The sequence below is a fragment of the Bacillus sp. FSL R5-0443 genome (assembly GCF_038608285.1).
GTDB classification, from domain to species: domain Bacteria; phylum Bacillota; class Bacilli; order Bacillales; family Bacillaceae; genus Bacillus; species Bacillus velezensis.
The window spans coordinates 4,150,322-4,170,474 of sequence record NZ_CP152013.1 but is presented as its reverse complement, the minus strand read 5'-3'; the positions used below and the strand labels follow the sequence as shown (position 1 = coordinate 4,170,474).

The following is a 20,153-nucleotide window of genomic DNA, read 5'->3' as shown; positions in this document are numbered from 1 at the left end:
TAGTATACATATTTGCATTTTACCACAGTCCGGGCGCTGGTTAGAAATGAAGAGGAACGTCTAAGAATGAATCGAACCGAGATGCTTCATCTCAATATGCTGAAAGTCAGCGGAGCCGCCTTCAGAAAAGAGCGTGATTCCCTGATCTTCGTGTTTTGGGAACACTTCATTTGTCAAAACGGTTTTTCCGTCGTCTGCAAATACTTCAATACTTGTTTTATCCACGAGAATTTTCAGATGGACGCGCCCTTTGTTTCCGTCAAATGGGGCTTTGCTTTCGGCGTATGCACCGGTTTTATCAGGCTGGTCTGTAAACGATCTGTTCACATAGGCATAGCCGTCTTCTGCCGAAATACCGACATCGATATGCCGACTTTGGTCTGCTGATTCTCTGAGTCTGACACCTGCATTTTTGATATCTGACCAAGCGATATCCATATCAAGCTGATATGTATCACCTTTGATCGGCAGTGTCTCTGAACCGTTCACCTGTTTGTGTTCTATGCTGTCAGTTGAAGAGGTTAATTGGTTCAATGCTTCAACCGGCTCTGACACTAGGCTGTATGTGCCGCCGTCCTGCTGCTGAAGGCGGATTTCACGGACGATAGAATCCGTGCCGTTAAAGCCGTTTTTTAGTGTCGGTGTTTCATTCGGATAATCCCAATTGTTCATCCATGCCAGCGCATAGCGTTTTGTCAGAGGATCTTCGCTATTACCGTCCTCAAATGTGACGCCGCCGTACCAGTCAAAGCCGTAATCGAGCCATTGCGGTTCTTCTTGATCGGCGGTAAATTCCTTCCCGTCAAAGTTTCCGGTCCAATACGCGTACGTATTCGGTTTGCCTGCGGGTTTGCCGTTTGCGCTTGCGCCCAGAACCCACTTGGCTGTTCCGTCATCTGCACGCATCATATAAAGGTCGGGGCATTCGACGAGGCCGATCTGCTGAGTGATAAAACCGCCCGTGTATTTCCAATTTTTTAAATCGGGTGATTCATAAAAACCGATTTTTTCGCCTTCGGCCATGGCCATCACCCATTTGTCATCCTGTTCATCCCAGATCACTTTCGGGTCCCGGAAATCCTTAGTTCCCGGATTTTTCATCACGGGCTGATCACTATAGGAAGTAAACGTTTTTCCTTTGTCCGTGCTGTACCATAAATATTGTTCCTGGGCTTTTGTTTTGGCTGTCGGCTGCGTTGTGACGGCGACCAGCGCGTTTTTGCCGAAGCCCGCGGTGTTGTGTTTATCAATGACGACAGAACCGGACCATATATCGCCGTTTTCGTTGGTGTATTTCGGAATAGCCGTGCCTTCGTCCGTCCAGTGCACCAAGTCCTCTGATACGGCGTGCCGCCATTCTGTGCCGTTGCCGTTCGGGTAATCCCGATTATAAAGATAGTAGTAATGATATTTCCCCTCGAAAAAAATGGGCTTTTGAGGGTCGTTTTTCCATTTGTCCGGGGTCGTAAAATGATACGCCGCACGGTAATCTTTCTTATGCTCCGTGTTTGTGTCAGAGGAATTGTGGCTTTTGTTCGGCAGTAAGCCGACAAACAGGAACGCACCCAAAAAGATCAATATTACAACGGGCCATTTTCGTGCCATGATTGAGTTCACCATCTTGTTGAGAAATAAAAGAAAATGCCAATGAAGTATCGGCATTTTCTTTTTGTTGTTATTAGTTGTTAACCGTAAGCTGTCCTTGTTCAAGGATGCTGTTTTTAACAACGGATGTTTTCTTGCCTTTGATGTTCATTAAGAAGCTTGGCGCAAATGTTGCCTTTTTATCCTCAAAGAAGCCTCTGTTTGTCATGTAGCTTGTGATCACGACATTGTTGCCTTTGGCTTGCGGCACTGCGAAGTGAGAGTAAGTGAACGTTACATCGTTAGGATCAAGACCCATTTGCAGTACAAGACCAGTTTTGTTCAGCGGCTTGTAAGGACCTGTTAAAGAGTTTGATACATAACCAAGCATGTAGATATCGTTGGAGTTAATACCGTCGATCGTCATTTTTGAACCGCGTGAATCAGTGAACAGGTACCATTTGCCGTTCATTTTGAAAACATTCGCGCGCTCGATTTCATCAGTTACCGTGTTTGAAGTGATCAGCGGCTTCATGACTTTTTTCAATGTGTAGTCATCGTTTAACTCTACCATACCGAGGGCGCCATTCGCTAATTCAGCATCGCGTTTTTTAGCACTTTGCTGAAGCTTCTGACTTTCTTTACGGAAGAAGTTTGTGCTGCCGCCGTAGTACGCTTTGTTAAATAAAGATTCTTCGCCTTGGTATCCGTTATCTGTTCCAGTGTTGGCTTCGAATACAAGGTATTTATGGCCTTTGTCTTCAACGTAGTGAGGGTCTCTCAGCGTATGGTTGTCGCCGGATGTATAGTTCCCTTCATCGATAAACTGCTGAACGTTTTGATATGTTTTTCCGTCACCGTCAAAAATCGTTTTATGATCTTCCACTCCGTTGATCTTGAGCGTGTCATCAGATTTTGACACATTTACCTGCGCCGTTGTCAGGCTTTGTTTGCCGTAATGTGTACCGGAAAAGTCAGTGTAGAATAAACGGATTTTTCCGTCAGATGTAAAGGTTGCAGAACCGGACCATTCTTGTGTCTGTTCTTTCAGGATTTCATCGTTGGCGTCGAACTTATCGCTGTCTTTAAAGACACGGCCCGCGTTTTTCCAGCTGTCGATCGAGTTGTCGCCGACTTTTTGATAAAACATGTAGATGGATGTGTCATCAGCGTCTTTCGGGCTTCCGGCAAGAGCAAACACGACGTGATAGCCGTTGTATTCAGCTACTGTTCCGTCAGCGTTTTGGAGCGGCCAGCTGTCCCACACATCCAGTCCTTTTGCGGACTCGATATTTTTAATTGTTGATTGGTCGAATTGAGGCACTTGGTATTTTTCACTTTGCTGCTGTTTAGGGATCTGCAGCATATCATGGCGTGTGATGTGAGAGACGCCGTACGTTTCTTTGTAAGGTTTTTGGGTATTTTCTTTCGCGAAGGCTTGAGTCGCTCCCCCTGCCAGAAGTGCAGTCGTAAAAGTTAGAACTGTGGCTCGTTTTGCAAATTTTTTGATGTTCATGTTCATGTCTCCTTTTGTATGTACCTTTTTTGCGATCTGCCGATTCGATCCTCCTGCATTCATGGATGGCAGGTTTGTTACAGAAAAAAAGACCTAAAATATGTATGGGGTGACGCCAAAGAATACACTTTGCCCTTAACACATTTTAGGTCTTGCCTGCTTTATCAGTAACAATCCTGCATGATTTACTTGTCGACATCATTCTATTAGACTCTGATTCTATTGACAACTGGTCTATTTTCCTCTTTTGGATGATAGTAAAATGAAAAAAGGCCTTTTAATATATGGGTAATTGAGACTAAGGGGTGCTCTGGGCCTAGGAAAAAACCTCTCTAAAAAAGAGAGGTTATTTTTTCTTGATAGATAATAAAGCGATGGTAGCTAAAATCAGCAAAGTACCCAGCCATTCTGATATTCCGAAGGGAACATGCAGCCAGATCACAGCTAAAAAAGCTGCCGACAGCGGCTCTGCACAGGCGAGCAGGCTGGTTTCAGAGGCACTCAGATATTTCAGGCTTTCCAAGTAGCAATAAAAAGCGATGAGCGTCCCGAAAATGATGATAAACACGATCGCGGCATATGCAGGAAAGGACCACTCGCCTTCAAATTTCCAGGGCGGGCGGATCAAGCTGAGGGCGGCTCCGCCGATCAGCATGCCCCATCCGACAATAATGGCCGATCCCCATTTCTTCAGCAGACGATGCGGCTGAAGGGTGTAAAATGCCAGTGCAAACGCCGAACTGATGCCCCAAAAGACGGCCAGACCGGATATGGACAGGCTTCCGACATTCCCGTGCGTGACCAAAATGAATGTGCCGGCAACTGCCAATAAGACGGCGAGCAGCTCTTTTGCTGAAGGAATTCTCTTTGCGCGAATCGCTAAAAAGCATGTAATGATCGCTGGCCCTAAATACTGAAGAACGGTAGCAGTTGCCGCGTTGCCGTACTCAATTGCCGCGAAGTAGGTGTATTGAACGCCTAACATTCCGAAAATCCCGAATAAAAGAAGGGGAATTCTGTCCCGTCTGTCTTTCCAAACAGCCCATATCCGTCCTTTTTCTTTGCGGTACGCGATGCCGAGCAGAAGCGCTCCTGACACCAGAAGGCGCACCGAAGTCAGCCATTCTGTATTAAAATGGCGGTGCTGGAACAGATACTGGGCAACCGTTCCCGAGACCCCCCATAAGATAGCTCCTGTCAGCACAAGCCAAATGCCTGTTGTTCGTGAATAAGAAAGAGCAGCGTGTTTTTCCAGGATAGACACCCCCGATTCTGATGTTGTGATGCTAACTTACAATAATTAGAAAAATGAACGTCTTTCATGTGATATATTATATATTGTATATTAAATTCCGTCAAAATAATTTTCGGAGAAAGCGCTTACGAAACGCCGTCTGATGATTGAGCAATAAAAAAACACCCCGGCTGGTTTCCGGGGTGTGTTGGTTATTCTGCAATCGCGTCTGTTAAAACAGGAACGACTTGTTTCTTTCTGGATACGACGCCTTTTAAAAGAGCCGTGTTGTTTTCTAAAGTCACGTTGAATGCTTTTTCCACTTTTGACGCTTGATCACCGATGGCAAGCGCAAGGGAATCGTTTTCCAGAATATCCGTAATCACGAGAAGGAACAGGTCAAGGTTCTTCTCAGCAATTACTTTTGAAAGAGCCGCTTCTAATTCCGGCTGCCGCTTTTTAACATCTTCAATATCAACTGTGTTGACTTGGGCGATTTCGACTTTTTTGCTGCCGAGCGTGAACTCTTTCGCATCAAGAGAAATCAGTTCTTCCACAGTTTTTTTGCTTAAGTCGGCGCCCGCTTTCAGCATGTTTAAGCCGTACTCTTCCGCATCTACGCCGGCAATTTCAGCAAGCTCTTTTGCCGCTGCGATATCTTGCTCCGTGCAAGTCGGAGATTTAAATAACAGAGAGTCGGAAATGATTGCTGACAGCATGAGGCCCGCAATTTCTTTCTCGATTTTCACGTTATTTTCTTTGTACATTTTGTTTAAGATCGTAGCCGTACAGCCGACCGGCTCAGCACGGTAGTAAAGAGGTTCCGCTGTTTCGAAGTTGGCGATACGGTGGTGGTCGATAACTTCAAGAACCTGAACGTCTTCGATATCCTTGATGCTTTGCTGGCGTTCATTATGGTCAACAAGGATGACGCCGTTTACTTCGTTTGCGGCTGTTTCCACCAAACGCGGGCTTTCCTGCTTGAAATAATCAAGCGCGTATTGTGTTTCGCCGTTGACTTGTCCGAGGCGGACGGGCTCAGCATTGAAGCCGAGTTTATTTTTTAGATCAGCGTAGGCAATGGCAGAGCAAATGGTATCTGTGTCTGGGTTTTGATGTCCGAAAATAAGAATTTTTTCCATAATAACTCCTTGTCCTTTTTTGTAGTGTAAACAATCTTTTTATAGTTTAACACGTCTTGAGGAGGGTGTAATCTTCAAAACCTTAAAAATTGATGTGAAAAAGAAGCATTTTTGTTGAGAGGTGGAGAGGATTGCGAGTAAAATACTGGGTAAGTCAGATGCTAATCAGCATATAGTATCAAAAAAGGTACTATGGAGGATGAAAAATGAACATATATCCGAATAAAGAAGGTTGTCCGGTTGAACTGACGCTTTCCGTTATCGGCGGAAAGTGGAAGGGTATTTTGTTTTATCATATGATCGGCGGAAAAAAGCGGTTTAATGAGTTTCGGCGCATTTGCCCCAGCATTACGCAGCGTATGCTGACGCTTCAGCTTCGCGAGCTTGAGGCGGACGGCATCGTGCATCGGGAGGTATATCAGCAGGTGCCTCCAAAGGTGGAGTATTCTCTTACCGAATTCGGCAGGTCGCTGGAACCGATCGTTTTGCAAATGAAGAAATGGGGAGATGCCAACCGGGAGTTTCTCGAGGCATACCGGGAAAAAACGTCTCCTCAAGATCAGTCCGCTCAAAAATAAGAAGCAGCAAAGGATTAAATTCCTTGCTGCTTTTTTTTATTTCATCGCGATGGCTTTTCTGGCGTTGCGCACATCATTTTTCAGCAATTCGCTCAGGTTGTAAGCCGGATATTGACCGCGTTCTTCCATATACTCAAAGACCATTTGGTGCCACTTGATGGCCGCGTTTAAGTGCTTGACGAAGACGTGTCTTAATTGAGGTGTGGCCGTCTCTGTAATGGCTCCGGCATAATTGCGGACAGATGTTTTGGCCAGAATGAGCAGGCCGCCGCTGTAAAAGGAGGAATCAGCGCGCTCTTCTGTTTCATCCTCACGAAAAGCGGGAGCTTCAGGGAAGAAAGGAAGCAGTTCACGCAGATTTTGTTCCAGCGAATGGATGGAAAATCTGTAAAGCTGTTTTAATCTGGCATCGCTTACGTCCCGCTCTGTTCTTTTTAATTTCACAAGTCCGTTTGCCTGGAAAGCCACTAACTCATGCAGTTCTAACGTTTCATGCCATGCTAATGTTCTCCGCTCAGTCATGGTGTAAGAATCTCCTTTATCCTTCATTTTCACTTTCAGCATATGCCCCGGTCCCGATGTTGTTCCTGATGTTTTGAAGTTTCCAGAAAGGGAAACTCAATGTAAAGGAAATACGAAATAGAGGTGAAACTATATGTGGGACATGATAAAGAACTTCTTCCTTTTCAGCAGCGGGGTTTTGCAGGCGACCACTCTCTTACTTATCGTTATCGTCTTGTTATATGTACGAAAAACCAAAAAGAAAAACAGAGATACTTCTGGTTTCATGGATGATCAGGATCACTGATACAACGGGCATTCTTTCACTGGGATGTCCGTTTGTCTGTTTTCATGTTTCACATGGAACATTGCGGCTGTCCGCGCTCATTTTACTTGCGATTTCGACTTATGTTAAAATATATACGTGTATTTTGGAGAGTTTATGGAAAATTCAGGTCTTGAAAGAGACATTGCGGCGTCAAAAGAGCAGTCGTCTAAGCTGCTCTTTTCTATTCGTATGTTCGAATGATCCAAGGTTTGAGGTGAGTAAGTGAAAAATACAAGGGCTCTAATAGAAGGCGCCATTTTGATCAGTATTTTTGCAATCATTTCCCTTTTGGTCGTGTACCTCCCTTTACTGGGGGCAATTCTTCTCTTTGCTTTGCCGCTGCCGATCATTCTTTACACCATTCGGCATGGTCTGAAGCCCGGGGTATGGATGGGGCTTGCCAGCCTTCCTGTCAGCTTTATTGTAAGTTCGTTTACCGGGCTTACAGGCGCTTTTACGGCGGCCTGTACGGGAATCGCCATGGGATATTATTTTAAAAAGAAACAGCCCGGCTATGCGGTTGCTGCCGGCGCTATGGCGTATGTGCTGTGCGGCGTCGTTTTTTTTGTGGTCAGCATCGTGTTTCTTAATATGAATGTGGTTGATACCACCATGTCCCAGCTTCGGGAGTCGCTGTCTGTGGCTGATACCATGTCAAAGCAGCTCGGTTATGGAGACCAGTTCGGGAAGCAGATCAAGCTGATGGAAAGTCAGCTGAGCACGGTTCAATATCTTTTTCCGACAGTGCTCGTATTGACCGGCATCGTTTTTTCTTTCCTCAGTTATGCTATGGCAAGGCCGCTTTTACGGCGATTTTCCCCTGATCTTCCGAAGATGAAGCCTTTTAGAGAGCTCAAACTCCCGCAAAGCGTTGTCATTCTGTATTTTATTGTGACGATATTAGGGTTTCTGCCTTTAGAAAAAGGGCATATGCTGTATTCGGTTTCATTGAATGGGGGATTTATTCTCAGCTTGCTGATTTGTATTCAAGGATTAGCGTTTATTTTTTTCTATTGCCGCGAAATGGAGATGCCGAAAGCCGTTCCTGTATTAGCAATTGTGCTGGGGGTGCTTTTTCCGCTTATCTTGTCCGTGTATCTCCTCTTAGGCATCATTGACATAGGCTTTAACATAAGAAATAAGGTGACGCGAAATTGAGTGTGACTTACAGGTGGGGAGTTGATAGAAATGCCTAGTTTTTATGAAAAACCGTTGTTTCGGTATCCCATCTATGCATTGATTGCATTGTCAATCATCATAATTCTCATCAGCATTTACTTTAACTGGCTGATAGGAGCCATCGGCGTTGTGCTGCTCGCCGTGATCTTGTTTTTCATTAAGCGTGCGGATTCTCTGATCAGAAAAGAAATTGACGATTATATCTCCACGTTATCGTATAGATTGAAAAAAGTAGGCGAAGAGGCATTAATGGAAATGCCTATCGGGATTATGCTGTTTAATGATCAATATTACATTGAGTGGGCGAATCCGTTTTTGTCTTCCTGTTTTAATGAAAGCACGCTCGTCGGACGGTCGCTGTATGACACATGCGAGGCCGTCGTGCCGCTGATCAAGCAGGAGGTCGATTCGGAAACGATCACCTTGAATGAGCGGAAGTTTAAAGTAGTGATTAAAAGAGATGAGCGCCTGCTTTATTTCTTTGATGTGACAGAACAGATTCAGATTGAAAAGCAGTACGAAAATGAGAGAACCGTGCTGGCATATATCTTCTTAGATAACTATGATGACGTCACACAGGGGCTGGATGACCAAACGAGAAGTACGATGAACAGCCAGGTCACCTCATTATTAAATGCGTGGGCGCAGGAGTACGGCATTTTCCTGAAACGGACGTCCTCGGAGCGGTTTATCGCGGTGTTAAATGAACACATTTTAACGGAGCTTGAAAACGCGAAATTTTCGATTTTGGATGAAATCCGAGAAAAAACATCCGTTCACACTGCATCTTTGACCCTCAGCATCGGGATCGGCGCATCGGTTTCTTCCTTGAAGGAGCTTGGAGATCTGGCGCAGTCCAGCCTCGATTTGGCTCTCGGCCGCGGAGGCGACCAAGTGGCGATCAAAATGCCGAACGGCAAGGTGAAATTTTACGGCGGCAAAACGAATCCGATGGAGAAGCGCACAAGGGTGCGCGCCCGGGTGATTTCCCACGCGCTCAAGGAAATTGTCTCAGAAAGCAGCAATGTCATTATCATGGGGCACAAATTTCCTGATATGGACGCAGTCGGAGCCGCAATCGGAATATTGAAGGTGGCGCAGGCCAACGGCAAAGAAGGCTACATCGTCATTGATCCGAACCAGATCGGATCAAGCGTTCAGCGTCTGATTGAAGAAATTAAAAAATATGAAGAGCTGTGGTCGCGGTTCATCACGCCGGAAGAGGCGATGGAAATTTCAAATGATGACACGCTGCTTGTCGTCGTTGATACACATAAACCGTCCCTTGTGATGGAAGAGCGTCTCGTGAACAAAATCGAGCACATCGTTGTGATTGACCACCACCGCAGAGGCGAGGAATTTATTAAAGACCCGCTGCTCGTTTATATGGAGCCATACGCTTCATCCACCGCAGAACTCGTGACGGAGCTGCTTGAATACCAGCCGAAGCGGCTCAAAATCAATATGATTGAAGCGACGGCCCTGTTAGCTGGTATAATAGTGGATACGAAGAGTTTTTCCCTTCGCACGGGCTCGCGGACGTTCGACGCCGCTTCTTATTTGAGAGCGAAAGGCGCAGATACGGTTCTGGTGCAGAAAGTTCTCAAAGAATCCGTCGGTTCTTATATCAAGCGGGCGAAACTGATCCAGCATACGTCTCTTTATAAAGAACATATCGCGATTGCTTCTCTTCCTGAGAACGAAGAGGAGTACTTTGACCAGGTGCTGATTGCGCAGGCGGCTGATTCCCTCTTATCGATGAGTGAAGTGGAAGCTTCATTTGCGGTAGCCAGACGGGATGAGCATACGGTGTGCATCAGTGCGAGATCGCTGGGCGAGGTCAATGTGCAGATTATTATGGAGGCGCTGGATGGCGGAGGGCATTTAACCAATGCGGCAACCCAGTTATCGGGCATTTCTGTCTCAGAAGCGCTCGTCCGGCTGAAGGAAGCCATTGATGAATATTTTGAGGGAGGCGTTCAGAGATGAAGGTTATTTTCTTACAAGATGTAAAAGGTAAAGGAAAAAAAGGCGAAATGAAAAACGTAGCAGACGGTTATGCACATAACTTTCTCATTAAAAAAGGCCTCGCTGTCGAAGCAAATGCGACGAACATCAGCGCATTGAAAGGACAGAAAGAAAAAGAGAAAAAAGAAGCGATTGCCGAGCTTGAAAGAGCGAAAGATTTGAAAGAAACGCTTGAACAGCTGACTGTTGAGCTGAGTGCCAAATCCGGTGAAGGCGGCCGTCTATTCGGATCTGTCACAAGCAAACAAATTGCAGAAGCGCTGCAAAAAACGCATAAGATTAAAGTGGATAAACGGAAACTGGAGCTCCAAGACGGTATCCGCACACTGGGATATACAAACGTTCCTGTAAAGCTGCACCCTGAAGTTCAGGCTGTGCTGAAGGTTCACGTAAAAGAAGAAGCGTAATATACAATGAAAAACCCGCCGATCCGGCGGGTTTTTTTCATGTCAGCAGACGGCGCAGCGCAAGAAAATGATGAGATTGTTTCATTTCCGATCGTTACCAGATTGCATATTATATTACATCATAACGAAGGATGTGTCGGTATGAAACGATTTTTTTCTGAAACATATTTTAATAATCCGGAGAATAAAAAGGCGCTGGAGCACTATCCGCTGATCGGTGACGGAAAAGACGGGGAAGTCTATCGTTTAACACACAACAAATGCGTAAAGTACTTCTTTGAAAAAGAGACATGCAAGAAGGAATTGGCAGCTTTAAAGACCGGACAAGGTTCCCCGGTGATTCCAAGACTGTATGAATACGGAGATCGTTATATTGTGATGGAATATGTCCAAGGCACCTCTCTTGCCCGCCATATCAAACAAGAAAAATCCCTGTCCGTCAAACTGACTGCTGATATTTTAAATATGCTGGATGAATTAAAGAAAATCGGTTTTACCAGATGGGATGCCGAAATCAGGCACATTCTGATCAATGAATACGGCAATCTTAAAGTCATCGACCATAAAAGAGCTTTTTCCGCCATTACCCGGTTTCCCGTAAAACTATTAAAAGGACTGGACAAATACGGCTTGGCGGATGAGTTTTTGAACACTATAAAAAAATTAAATCCGTCACGTTACCTGGAATGGCAGCCGCACATGTAAGTTTCTGAAAATCCGCACATGTAAGTTTCCTTTTTTTAGGGTCGTCATATGATATTTGTAACATTTGTTTGGTGGAGTGTGGAAAAAATGGCAGAATACATTATGGTTATCGGCGCTCATCCCGATGATGAACTATTGGGATCAGCGGGCACCATAAAACGGCTGATCAATGAAGGATATAAAGTGATTTCCGTTATTACGGCATTAGGAAGAAAAGAAGAAGCTCATCATATTAAACAATTAGGCGAACGCGCGAATCAAGAGCTTGGAATTGAGAAAGTCATCTTTTTGGAGCACACGAATTTAGAGCTGGAATGTATCCCTCTTCATAAGCTTGTCAAAGAATTAGAGCAGCTCATTCGCGTCTATCAGCCTGATAAAATCTTTACACATCATTACGGCGATATCAATATGGACCACCAGAGAACATTCCAAGCAGTTTTAACAGCCGCCAGGCCGCTTCCGAATCAAAAGCCTATCGAACTGCTTACGTTTGAAACGCTATCTTCAAGCGAGTGGGAGAGAAATACGGCTGATAAACTCTTCAAGCCCAATTACTTCGTCAATATCACAGACACAATGGATGCCAAACTCGCGGCGCTTCACCACTATGACGTAGAAATGAGGGATTACCCTCATCCCCGTTCATATGAAGGCGTAAAACATTTAGGAAAAGTCAGAGGGATGACGGCGGGTGTGGAATACGCTGAAGCTTTTGAAATCGTGCGGAGGATCTGGAAATGAACAAGACATTTTCCGTCCCCTATCCGTATATGATCCAGACGCTTGACCGCTACTACGGGGTCAAAACGCGCCTGCAAAAACAGAAAGCCATAAAGACACAGATGAAACATGCAGATCAAATTCCGCCGGTATACAGGAAAAAAAAGAAGTTATCCATTTTGATTGCCACGTTTTGGGACTACCCGCACACGGGCGGTTTATCAAACTATATTAAAACGCTTAGTGAAGGCCTGAAAAAGAGAGGTCATAAGGTGGATGTCATATCCCCTAATCTGTTTCCGTCCGCACAGGTAAAAGAACTGCGGGCGGCTGTTGTTCCGAAATTAAAAGATTTCTTTAAAGACAGATATGGGGATTATAACGATCATATTTTGAAAAATAATCGGCTGATGTTTATATACGAGCAAATGCTTCAAAAGATTCATTTGGAAAGATATGATGTGTTCCACGCTCAAGATTTATTTACAGCCAATATGTTAGGCAGGTTCAATCAAATCTATAAAAAACCTTTGTTTTTCACACCGCATGGCATGTTTACTTTCAACAGACTTAAATTTCACATCTTTAAAAAAGGCTCGGTAGAAGAGATTTATTATAAAACATTAGAGATGAAAGCCATTGAATACGCAGATCGCCTGATTATTATCAGCGATACGTTCCGCAGCCCGCTCATGAAGCTCGGAGCCGAACAGGAAGACATGACAACGGTGATCACAGGAATCGATTACGATGCAAAAACAGGCGGGAAAAGAAAAACCCCGGTACCGAAAAATAAGATCATCATCTCGTGTATTGCAAGATTAGGCCCGAGAAAAGGTCACAAATATTTACTGGACGCCCTTTCGAGAATTCCATCTGATGTACTTGAGCATGTTGAAGTGCTGATCGCGGGCGACGGAGAGATGAGGAGCGCCTTAGAGGAACAGGCTCGAAAACTGAATCTATCTATGGTTTCCTTTTTAGGAAAAAGAGATGATGTTCCCGCTATTTTGAATATGACGGACATATTCGTACTGCCGACCATTAATGATAGTCTGCCTATTTCGATTATTGAAGCGATGTTCAGCGGCTCGGCTATCATCGCGACCGATTGCGGGGGTATTCCGGATCTGATCCGCCATAACAAAACGGGGCTTATTGTCGAGCCGGGAAATGTAAAGGTTCTTGCCCGGGCTTTAGCGTTTTTTATCACTAACAAATCTGCGCGGAAGATAGCTGCTTCAAACGCAAAGGCCTACGCGGAGAAATATTTAAGCAGTGAGACGATGATAAAAAATATCGAATCGATTTATCAAAATACCAACAGCTCGGAGGGAGATCATGAAACATGAACATGCAGCCGTTGTACTTGATTTCAGTGCAAACGGGATTGGGATCATTCGCAGCCTGGCCCGAAGAGGAATCGATGTTTACGCGTTTGACACGGAGGGACCTTATCGTATCGGAAAATCAAGATTGGCAGATTGCGGGATATGTCCCAGCCCTTTAACACAAGAGGAAGAATTGCTGACATTTCTGACTGATTTTGGGAAGCGATTCCAAGCAAAGCCGGTTCTGTACGCAGGATCTGATGATTATGCGGGATTTATATCTAAATTCCGCGAGACATTAGCCGGTTTTTTTTTATTTTTGCTCCCGAGCCACTCTCTGTTAGAAACGGTTTTAGATAAAAGCAAAGCATATGAATTAGCGGTCAAGCATAACATCCCCTGCCCGAAAACCTTTTTTCCGAACAATCAGGATGAGCTGGAAGAGGCCATCGCCAATATTGACTTCCCGTGTATTTTAAAACCGGTGGCCGGCCATGAATACAGAAAAAAAGTAAACAAAAAAGCAATTGTAATGAAGGATGCCGCACAATTGCGCAAGGAGTTCAGCTCCTACAGAGAAAATGGAGAACTGCTCGTGCAGGAGATCATCCCCGGAGACAACCAGTGTTTTTATAAAGTCGCCACTTTTTATGATGACCAAATGAAATTAATGGGCTTATTCTCTCTGCAAAAGAACCATCAATTCCCTGCAGATTTTGGCGCGGGGGCCCACGTCGTCAGCAAACGGCTTCCTGATTTAATCGAGAAGACCCTGCCGTTTTTTGAAGCGATTCAGCTGAAGGGAGTAGGCATGGCGGAATTTAAAAAGGATCCCCGGGACAATGTTTACAAGTTTATCGAAATTAATCCGCGCTTTTGGCTCAGCCATAGCCTGACAGAACCGGCAGGCGTTCATTTCGTTTACATGTACTATCTGTATTTGACCGGACAACATGTGAAGCCCCAGCTCGAACAAAAAGACGGAATCAACTGGATTTATGAGGTGCGTTATTTCTTAACGTTTTTGAAGAAACGAAAAAGAGGAGAAATGACGTTCCGGGATTTTTGGAAAGGGTGTAAAGGAAAAAAAGAGTACGCTCTTTTTGCTTGGAATGACCCGATGCCATTTATCAGAAACACTTGGTCTCATCTCAAAAACAGCTGGAAACGGAAGCGGAAGGAAGATCGGCATGTATGAAAAGGAGATTTTGTATGGCGCATTTCAAAAACTGAGAATTGACGAAAAACTGTCGTATTCGTTCGGTGAAAGGGCTGCGGTGAATCCGGATGACATCACATGCCTGAAATCGACGGACAGAAGCGCCATTTATAAACTGTCTGTAAAGAAAAAATCCGGCACTGTTCCGCTGATATTGAAGGTATATAAATCTTCCCGTGAAAAAAACAAGGTCGAGATTAATATATACGGGAAAGCCCGTTCTGTTTTAGGGGATTTGCTGCCGGATATCTATCTTATAGAAGAAAGTGACCATGAAACGTGGATATTTATGGAGTTTGTCAGCCAGATCAGGGGACAGCTTACATTTCACCCGAAGCATTTCAAGTATATTATTCCGTCTGTCGCAGAACTGCACAGCCGCACCTTTGAAAACAAGAATATTTCTGACGGTAAATGGCGGTCGTGGCTGCCGGTATATGGATCGGAAACCATGAGAAAAGGGCGTAAAAAGCAGATCAAAAAGACAGCGGAATTATTGGATAGGGCTCTTAAAGATGAGCGCACAAAAGATATCGTGAAGCCTCATTATCGGCAAATCACAAACTTGCTTGAGCAGGAAGAGCCGGATTTTTTCCCTGAATTGATACAAAACGGCTCAGCCATCACACACGGTGATCTTCATATGCAGAATATCTGCACCCACGATGCGTCCGGACATGAACCGTGGGATATTCAATTCATCGATTGGGAGTCCGCAAAATATGCGCCGGTTTGGTTTGATATGACGGTGCTGGTTGAAATTCTGCTTGGCTTCAGAAAAGATTGGAGCCGGCACGCAGAAGATATTCGGACGTATTGCGTAAAAGTGTATACGAAAGAAATGAAAAAGCGGGGCATTCATTTTCAGACCCCTCCTATGACGCTTTATAAAATGGCTTATTTGCAGAGAACACTTGAGAAAGGGCTTCATACCCAATTGCGGAGAATCTTCGACAATCGGGGAGGGGAACTGCTGCCGTATCATGTTGACAAAGTGTCAAAATGGGGACGGGAATTAGGATTATAAGTTTGAGAGAGGGGGAGCGGATGTGAAAGAAGAGATCGGCAAGCCGAACGGTCTGGTGCCTCCAGCCTTATTGCGCGTCATGGATCAATTTTACGGGATCGAACATCAAAGTGAGCCAGAGATGCTGTATTCGTTCTGTGCGGAAGGAAAAAGCTCCCCCAAACGAAAAAAGCCATTGCGTATTCTGTACGCAACCTTTCTCCGTTACCCGAATGTCGGAGGGTTGGCGAGTTATATCACATCAATTAAGACGGGTTTTGAGCGCATCGGTCATCAGGCGGATGTCATCTCGCCGCTTCAAATGCCGCCATCTTTTTTTCAGGAAGATATCCCGCGGGCCGCTGACGAGATAAGAGCGTTTCTTGTTGGCAGATACGGCGCAGCAAACGAAAAGTTTGTGAAGAATCTCAGCTATTTACATGTCTTTCAAAGATTTTTGAAGGAGAAAGACTTAGAACAATATGACCTGTTTCACGCGCAGGATTTATTTGCGGTATTTTTGCTGGGATACCTTAATCAAACGTACCAGCGTCCTCTTTTTTTCACGCCGCACGGACATTTTACGAAAAGCCGGATGAAGTTTCATAAAATCCAAAAGGGTTCAATAGAAGAGGCATATTTCAGTGAAATAGAAAGGCAGGGTATTCGGGCTTCGGATAAAATCATTACAATCAGCGACTCCTTTCACGAGCCCTTGCTGGAGTACGGAGCGAAGGAGGCTCAGCTGACGACTGTTCATACCGGCATTGACATTCAGGATGCCCCTGAGTCAAAACGTGCTGAAAAGCTCGTGATTGCGTGCGTTTCCCGTCTGACCGAGCGAAAAGGACATGATGTGCTGCTGGACGCTCTCGCCCGCATCCGGCACCATTTATCCGGAGTTGATATATGGATCATCGGAGACGGAAACATGAGAGGGTTTCTGGAAGAGAAGAGACGGAAACTGGGCCTCTCAAATGTGTTTTTCCTCGGAAAACGACGTGATGTGCCGGCGCTTTTGGCTGAATCATCTATATTTGTCCTGCCGACATTGAATGATAATTTCCCCATAGCGATCATCGAAGCGATGTTCTCAGGCCAAGCCATTGTCGCAACTGACTGCGGAGGAATCCCTGAGATGATCCGGCATGAGGCCACAGGGCTTATTTGCCAGCCCGGCAACAGCCGCGAACTTGCTGATGCTCTCGTAATGCTGATTACGGATCAGTCTCTCAGGGAACGGCTTGGAAAAGAAGCGCGCTCCTATGCCGGCCGGCATCTGCGTCAGGAACTGATGGTTTCAAAAATAGAAAGGATTTATCAATCATTTTTCTGAATGATACCGGCGCCGCGTGGCAGGTGCTTCAAGAGCAAAATAAAGAGGCCGGCGTTTAACTATCCAGCCTCTTTCCGAACTATTTTTTCATCTCATACAGAGTCTGCTGACTTTGTCCGCCCGGGCCGCCTGTCATTCCTTGCCGGGCTGAGCTTGTTTTTCCGGTGCTGTATTGGTCAGCTGAGATTTTTGTGCCGTTCTTTTTCATCCATGAGACAAGCTTTGTGTTGCCTGAATTGTTTCCGGATAATAAGAAATATTTCACTTTTCCTTCGTCAACAAGTTTTTTCAGCTGTGAGACGGTTAAAATCGGATCGGTTCCGTTCAAAGAATGTTTTACCAAAATTTTCTTCGGGAAAAAAAGAGGCGGAAAGCCATCGCTTCCGCCTCCCGCACATATATATGAGAGAGCAGCCTTTATTTGTGATCGTTCTCTTTTTGGATTTCAGCTAATTTGGCAAGCAGAATGTGCTGAGGCATGTGCATGATTCTCTCAAGCGGCATATTCAGTGATTCTGCGAGCTTTTGCGCCGTTTCGGCGGAAATTTGCAGCGGTTTCATGTGATCACTCCTTCCGTTTCTTTATTGTACTAAAATCAGAAATCTATCGTAAGAGGATATGACAAAGGAATGGAGGTTTGAAAAGCGGGGCTTTATAACAGAATGGGGGAGGTTTTTTATGCAATCGCCATTGATGTTATTACAGCTGAAGCTGGCTGATTATCAGAAAAAAGCCGCAGAACTGCGGACAATTGACGAATTTATCATACTGAAACAGACATTGCAGGACATGATGAAAGTATTCGCCGCCTGTGAAGAATGGGAGCTGTATCAAAAAACGGCCGATCTCATGGCGCAGACGGTGCTGCACATCCGTTTCATCGAATAAGAAAAGCCCTCGCTCGGGCGAAGGCTTTTCTTAAAAGGACCGTTCTTCTTCAATATTTTTATGCTGATCATAAATGACAAGCTTAGACGGGCTGTTCTCTTTAGCCGTCTGCTCCGCTTTCTCGATCGCCGCGTCCTTTGATGTATAAAGAGCCGTCGGCGCCACATTTTCCACCTTCACAAACCATCCGTCCGCATCAATACTGGGTGTTACTGCATATGTTTTCATCCTTCTTACCTCCTGGTTTCGATTTATTTATTTGTTTCCCAGCATTCGGAATGGTGAAACACGCAGCCGCTGTTTGACAAATACAGGGAAAGTGATGTTTTTCTATTCTTTTTCTTGAGAAATGGTAAAATGGAGTTTGGATATTTTTTAAGGAGAGGACGGTGCTTAGCATGACAGACCTTCTGAATGATCGGCTGCCGCCGCAAAACATAGAAGCTGAGCAGGCCGTGTTAGGTGCTGTTTTTTTACAGCCGTCTGCGTTAACACTGGCTTCTGAAGTGTTGATTCCGGATGATTTCTACAGAATGTCACATCAAAAAATTTACAATGCCATGCTCGTGCTCGGAGACCGCGGTGAACCGGTTGATTTGGTCACGGTAACGTCAGAGCTTGCGAATACCGATTTGTTAGAAGAGGTGGGAGGCGTCTCTTACCTGACGGACATCGCGAATTCCGTTCCGACAGCGGCTAATATAGAATATTACGCGAAAATCGTTGAGGAAAAATCGATTCTCCGCCGTTTGATCAGAACGGCGACCTCGATCGCTCAAGACGGGTATACGCGCGAGGATGAAGTTGAAGATTTATTAAGCGATGCGGAAAAAACGATTATGGAGGTCGCGCAGCGAAAAAATTCGGGCGCCTTCCAAAATATCAAAGACGTGCTTGTGCAAACATACGACAACATTGAGCAGCTTCACAACCGGAAAGGCGATATTACCGGGATTCCGACTGGTTTTATTGAGCTTGACCGGATGACGGCGGGTTTTCAGCGGAATGATTTGATCATTGTCGCGGCCCGTCCGTCTGTGGGGAAAACGGCGTTCGCCTTAAATATTGCGCAAAACGTGGCCACCAAAACGGATGAGAGCGTCGCGATATTCAGTCTTGAGATGGGTGCCGAGCAGCTTGTCATGCGTATGCTCTGCGCTGAAGGGAATATTAATGCCCAAAATCTCAGAACGGGAAATCTGACGGAAGAAGATTGGGGCAAGCTGACGATGGCGATGGGAAGTCTGTCAAACAGCGGTATCTTTATAGATGACACCCCCGGCATCCGCGTCAGCGAAATCCGTTCAAAATGCCGCAGGCTGAAGCAGGAAAACGGATTGGGCATGATTTTAATTGACTACTTGCAGCTCATTCAGGGAAGCGGCCGTTCAAGCGACAACCGCCAGCAAGAGGTATCGGAAATTTCACGGGCGCTAAAAGCGCTGGCGCGGGAGCTTGAAGTCCCGGTCATCGCCCTGTCTCAGCTCTCCCGGGGTGTTGAGCAGCGGCAGGATAAACGTCCGATGATGTCAGATATCCGTGAGTCGGGAAGTATTGAGCAGGATGCCGACATCGTCGCCTTCCTGTATCGTGATGATTACTATGATAAAGAATCCGAAAACAAAAACATCATCGAGATCATTATCGCCAAACAGCGTAACGGCCCGGTGGGCACCGTCTCACTGGCTTTTGTGAAAGAATACAATAAGTTCGTAAACCTGGAAAGGCGCTTTGATGACGGCGGTGTTCCGGCAGGTGCGTAAAGCCTCAAGCAATGTCTTGAGGCTTTTTTCATCCGAAAGAATGAGAGAATGCCGTCCGTTCGGCAGACGAAAAAAAGAAAGCGCTTTTATATAATGGCATTAAGGGAGGGATGATGATGGCAATTGAATTTCCGCAATTTCAAGCGGCGCAAATCCGGATTGCCCGGCCGACCGGACAGCTCAAAGAAATCATCAGGTTTTATGAAGAGGGCCTCGGGCTGAAGAGGGTCGGCAGTTTTTCCGGACATGAGGGCTACAGCGGCGTCATGTTCGGCCTGCCCCATACGCAATATCACTTAGAATTCACCGAAGAAACCGGCGCGTCTCAGCCGGCGCCCGTTCCGCACGGCGACAGCCTGCTTGTCTTTTACATCCAGGATCAGCAGGAGGTCATCCGCATCAGCACGACATTAAAGCAGATGGGATATGAGGAGAAAGCACCCGAAAACCCGTACTGGGAAGAAAAAGGCGTGACCATCGAAGATCCTGACGGCTGGCGGGTCGTCCTGATGAATACAAGCGGCATATAAGTGACTGTCTGAAGAACCCTGATTACGGGTTCTTTTTCTTGTTAAAGCATGAAAGTTTCGGGAGTAATAGATAGCAAATGAAAGAGAAAACGCTTTTAATCATGTTTAAGGCGAACAAATATAGATTGATAAGATTTAAATGTTCGGATTTACG

General features: G+C 45.5%; 21 protein-coding genes and 1 pseudogene. 14 read left to right on the top strand and 8 right to left on the bottom strand.

Annotated features, from left to right (window positions below):
* Window positions 1–60: 60 nt before the first annotated feature.
* From NYE28_RS21005 to NYE28_RS20990, 4 genes are all read right to left on the bottom strand, one after another.
* A complete protein-coding gene (locus tag NYE28_RS21005; RefSeq protein WP_123912822.1) occupies window positions 61–1,617 on the bottom strand; it encodes a glycoside hydrolase family 32 protein in 1,557 nt (518 codons plus the stop codon).
* A 61-nt stretch (window positions 1,618–1,678) separates the two neighbouring features.
* Window positions 1,679–3,100, bottom strand: coding sequence for a glycoside hydrolase family 68 protein (locus NYE28_RS21000; protein ID WP_012118909.1), 1,422 nt, complete (start codon window positions 3,098–3,100; stop codon window positions 1,679–1,681).
* 346 nt (window positions 3,101–3,446) lie between these two features.
* Window positions 3,447–4,364: an EamA family transporter gene (locus NYE28_RS20995; protein ID WP_282996349.1), complete on the bottom strand. Its 918-nt coding sequence runs from the start codon at window positions 4,362–4,364 to the stop codon at window positions 3,447–3,449.
* A 182-nt stretch (window positions 4,365–4,546) separates the two neighbouring features.
* Window positions 4,547–5,476: a manganese-dependent inorganic pyrophosphatase gene (locus NYE28_RS20990; protein ID WP_004393053.1), complete on the bottom strand. Its 930-nt coding sequence runs from the start codon at window positions 5,474–5,476 to the stop codon at window positions 4,547–4,549.
* A 206-nt stretch (window positions 5,477–5,682) separates the two neighbouring features.
* Here NYE28_RS20990 and NYE28_RS20985 point away from each other — a divergent pair, with 206 nt between their 5' ends.
* Window positions 5,683–6,054: a winged helix-turn-helix transcriptional regulator gene (locus tag NYE28_RS20985; protein ID WP_007615010.1), complete on the top strand. Its 372-nt coding sequence runs from the start codon at window positions 5,683–5,685 to the stop codon at window positions 6,052–6,054.
* A 36-nt stretch (window positions 6,055–6,090) separates the two neighbouring features.
* On the opposite strand, the gene NYE28_RS20980 is transcribed toward NYE28_RS20985, so the two are convergent.
* A complete protein-coding gene (locus NYE28_RS20980) occupies window positions 6,091–6,576 on the bottom strand; it encodes a spore coat protein (RefSeq protein ID WP_007407913.1) in 486 nt (161 codons plus the stop codon).
* 133 nt (window positions 6,577–6,709) lie between these two features.
* On the opposite strand from NYE28_RS20980, the gene NYE28_RS20975 reads away from it, so the two are divergent.
* The 10 genes from NYE28_RS20975 to NYE28_RS20930 all read left to right on the top strand — a co-directional run bounded on the left by NYE28_RS20975 (window position 6,710) and on the right by NYE28_RS20930 (window position 16,817).
* A complete protein-coding gene (locus tag NYE28_RS20975) occupies window positions 6,710–6,862 on the top strand; it encodes a hypothetical protein (RefSeq protein ID WP_004393059.1) in 153 nt (50 codons plus the stop codon).
* A 243-nt stretch (window positions 6,863–7,105) separates the two neighbouring features.
* Window positions 7,106–8,041: a DUF2232 domain-containing protein gene (locus NYE28_RS20970; RefSeq protein WP_007615002.1), complete on the top strand. Its 936-nt coding sequence runs from the start codon at window positions 7,106–7,108 to the stop codon at window positions 8,039–8,041.
* A gap of 30 nt (window positions 8,042–8,071) precedes the next feature.
* Window positions 8,072–10,051, top strand: coding sequence for a DHH family phosphoesterase (locus NYE28_RS20965; RefSeq protein WP_342490245.1), 1,980 nt, complete (start codon window positions 8,072–8,074; stop codon window positions 10,049–10,051).
* Window positions 10,048–10,497 carry a 50S ribosomal protein L9 gene (rplI, locus tag NYE28_RS20960; protein WP_004393063.1) on the top strand — a complete coding sequence of 150 codons (450 nt, stop codon included), beginning with the start codon at window positions 10,048–10,050 and terminating at the stop codon, window positions 10,495–10,497. The genes NYE28_RS20965 and rplI overlap by 4 nt, the downstream gene beginning before the upstream one ends.
* A gap of 6 nt (window positions 10,498–10,503) precedes the next feature.
* Window positions 10,504–11,202 (top strand): kinase, encoded by a 699-nt coding sequence (locus NYE28_RS20955; protein WP_079891037.1) that lies wholly within the window; start codon window positions 10,504–10,506, stop codon window positions 11,200–11,202.
* Between the two features lie 87 nt (window positions 11,203–11,289).
* On the top strand, window positions 11,290–11,946 hold the full coding sequence (locus tag NYE28_RS20950) for a PIG-L deacetylase family protein (protein ID WP_023357224.1): 657 nt from the start codon (window positions 11,290–11,292) through the stop codon (window positions 11,944–11,946).
* Window positions 11,943–13,277, top strand: coding sequence for a glycosyltransferase family 4 protein (locus NYE28_RS20945; protein ID WP_025285574.1), 1,335 nt, complete (start codon window positions 11,943–11,945; stop codon window positions 13,275–13,277). The genes NYE28_RS20950 and NYE28_RS20945 overlap by 4 nt, the downstream gene beginning before the upstream one ends.
* Window positions 13,267–14,454, top strand: a complete 1,188-nt coding sequence (locus NYE28_RS20940) for a carbamoyl-phosphate synthase (RefSeq protein ID WP_007614989.1) — start codon at window positions 13,267–13,269, stop codon at window positions 14,452–14,454. The genes NYE28_RS20945 and NYE28_RS20940 overlap by 11 nt, the downstream gene beginning before the upstream one ends.
* Window positions 14,447–15,502 (top strand): phosphotransferase, encoded by a 1,056-nt coding sequence (locus NYE28_RS20935; protein WP_342490244.1) that lies wholly within the window; start codon window positions 14,447–14,449, stop codon window positions 15,500–15,502. The genes NYE28_RS20940 and NYE28_RS20935 overlap by 8 nt, the downstream gene beginning before the upstream one ends.
* Before the next feature lie 22 nt (window positions 15,503–15,524).
* Window positions 15,525–16,817: a glycosyltransferase family 4 protein gene (locus tag NYE28_RS20930; RefSeq protein WP_305175715.1), complete on the top strand. Its 1,293-nt coding sequence runs from the start codon at window positions 15,525–15,527 to the stop codon at window positions 16,815–16,817.
* 79 nt (window positions 16,818–16,896) lie between these two features.
* Here NYE28_RS20930 and NYE28_RS20925 read toward each other — a convergent pair.
* Window positions 16,897–17,142 (bottom strand): annotated as a pseudogene (locus NYE28_RS20925) (hypothetical protein); the annotation flags it as partial.
* A 92-nt stretch (window positions 17,143–17,234) separates the two neighbouring features.
* Window positions 17,235–17,378: a YycC family protein gene (locus NYE28_RS20920; protein WP_014306172.1), complete on the bottom strand. Its 144-nt coding sequence runs from the start codon at window positions 17,376–17,378 to the stop codon at window positions 17,235–17,237.
* A 118-nt stretch (window positions 17,379–17,496) separates the two neighbouring features.
* Between NYE28_RS20920 and NYE28_RS20915 the strand changes: the two genes are divergently transcribed.
* Window positions 17,497–17,706 carry a hypothetical protein gene (locus tag NYE28_RS20915; RefSeq protein WP_015418617.1) on the top strand — a complete coding sequence of 70 codons (210 nt, stop codon included), beginning with the start codon at window positions 17,497–17,499 and terminating at the stop codon, window positions 17,704–17,706.
* 30 nt (window positions 17,707–17,736) lie between these two features.
* On the opposite strand, the gene NYE28_RS20910 is transcribed toward NYE28_RS20915, so the two are convergent.
* A complete protein-coding gene (locus NYE28_RS20910) occupies window positions 17,737–17,934 on the bottom strand; it encodes a DUF2188 domain-containing protein (protein ID WP_025285570.1) in 198 nt (65 codons plus the stop codon).
* A gap of 170 nt (window positions 17,935–18,104) precedes the next feature.
* Here NYE28_RS20910 and dnaB point away from each other — a divergent pair, with 170 nt between their 5' ends.
* Both dnaB and NYE28_RS20900 read left to right on the top strand, forming a co-directional pair.
* Window positions 18,105–19,469 (top strand): replicative DNA helicase, encoded by a 1,365-nt coding sequence (gene dnaB / locus NYE28_RS20905; RefSeq protein ID WP_004393100.1) that lies wholly within the window; start codon window positions 18,105–18,107, stop codon window positions 19,467–19,469.
* A 116-nt stretch (window positions 19,470–19,585) separates the two neighbouring features.
* Window positions 19,586–19,999: a VOC family protein gene (locus tag NYE28_RS20900; protein WP_041482233.1), complete on the top strand. Its 414-nt coding sequence runs from the start codon at window positions 19,586–19,588 to the stop codon at window positions 19,997–19,999.
* The last annotated feature ends 154 nt before the right edge of the window (window positions 20,000–20,153 follow it).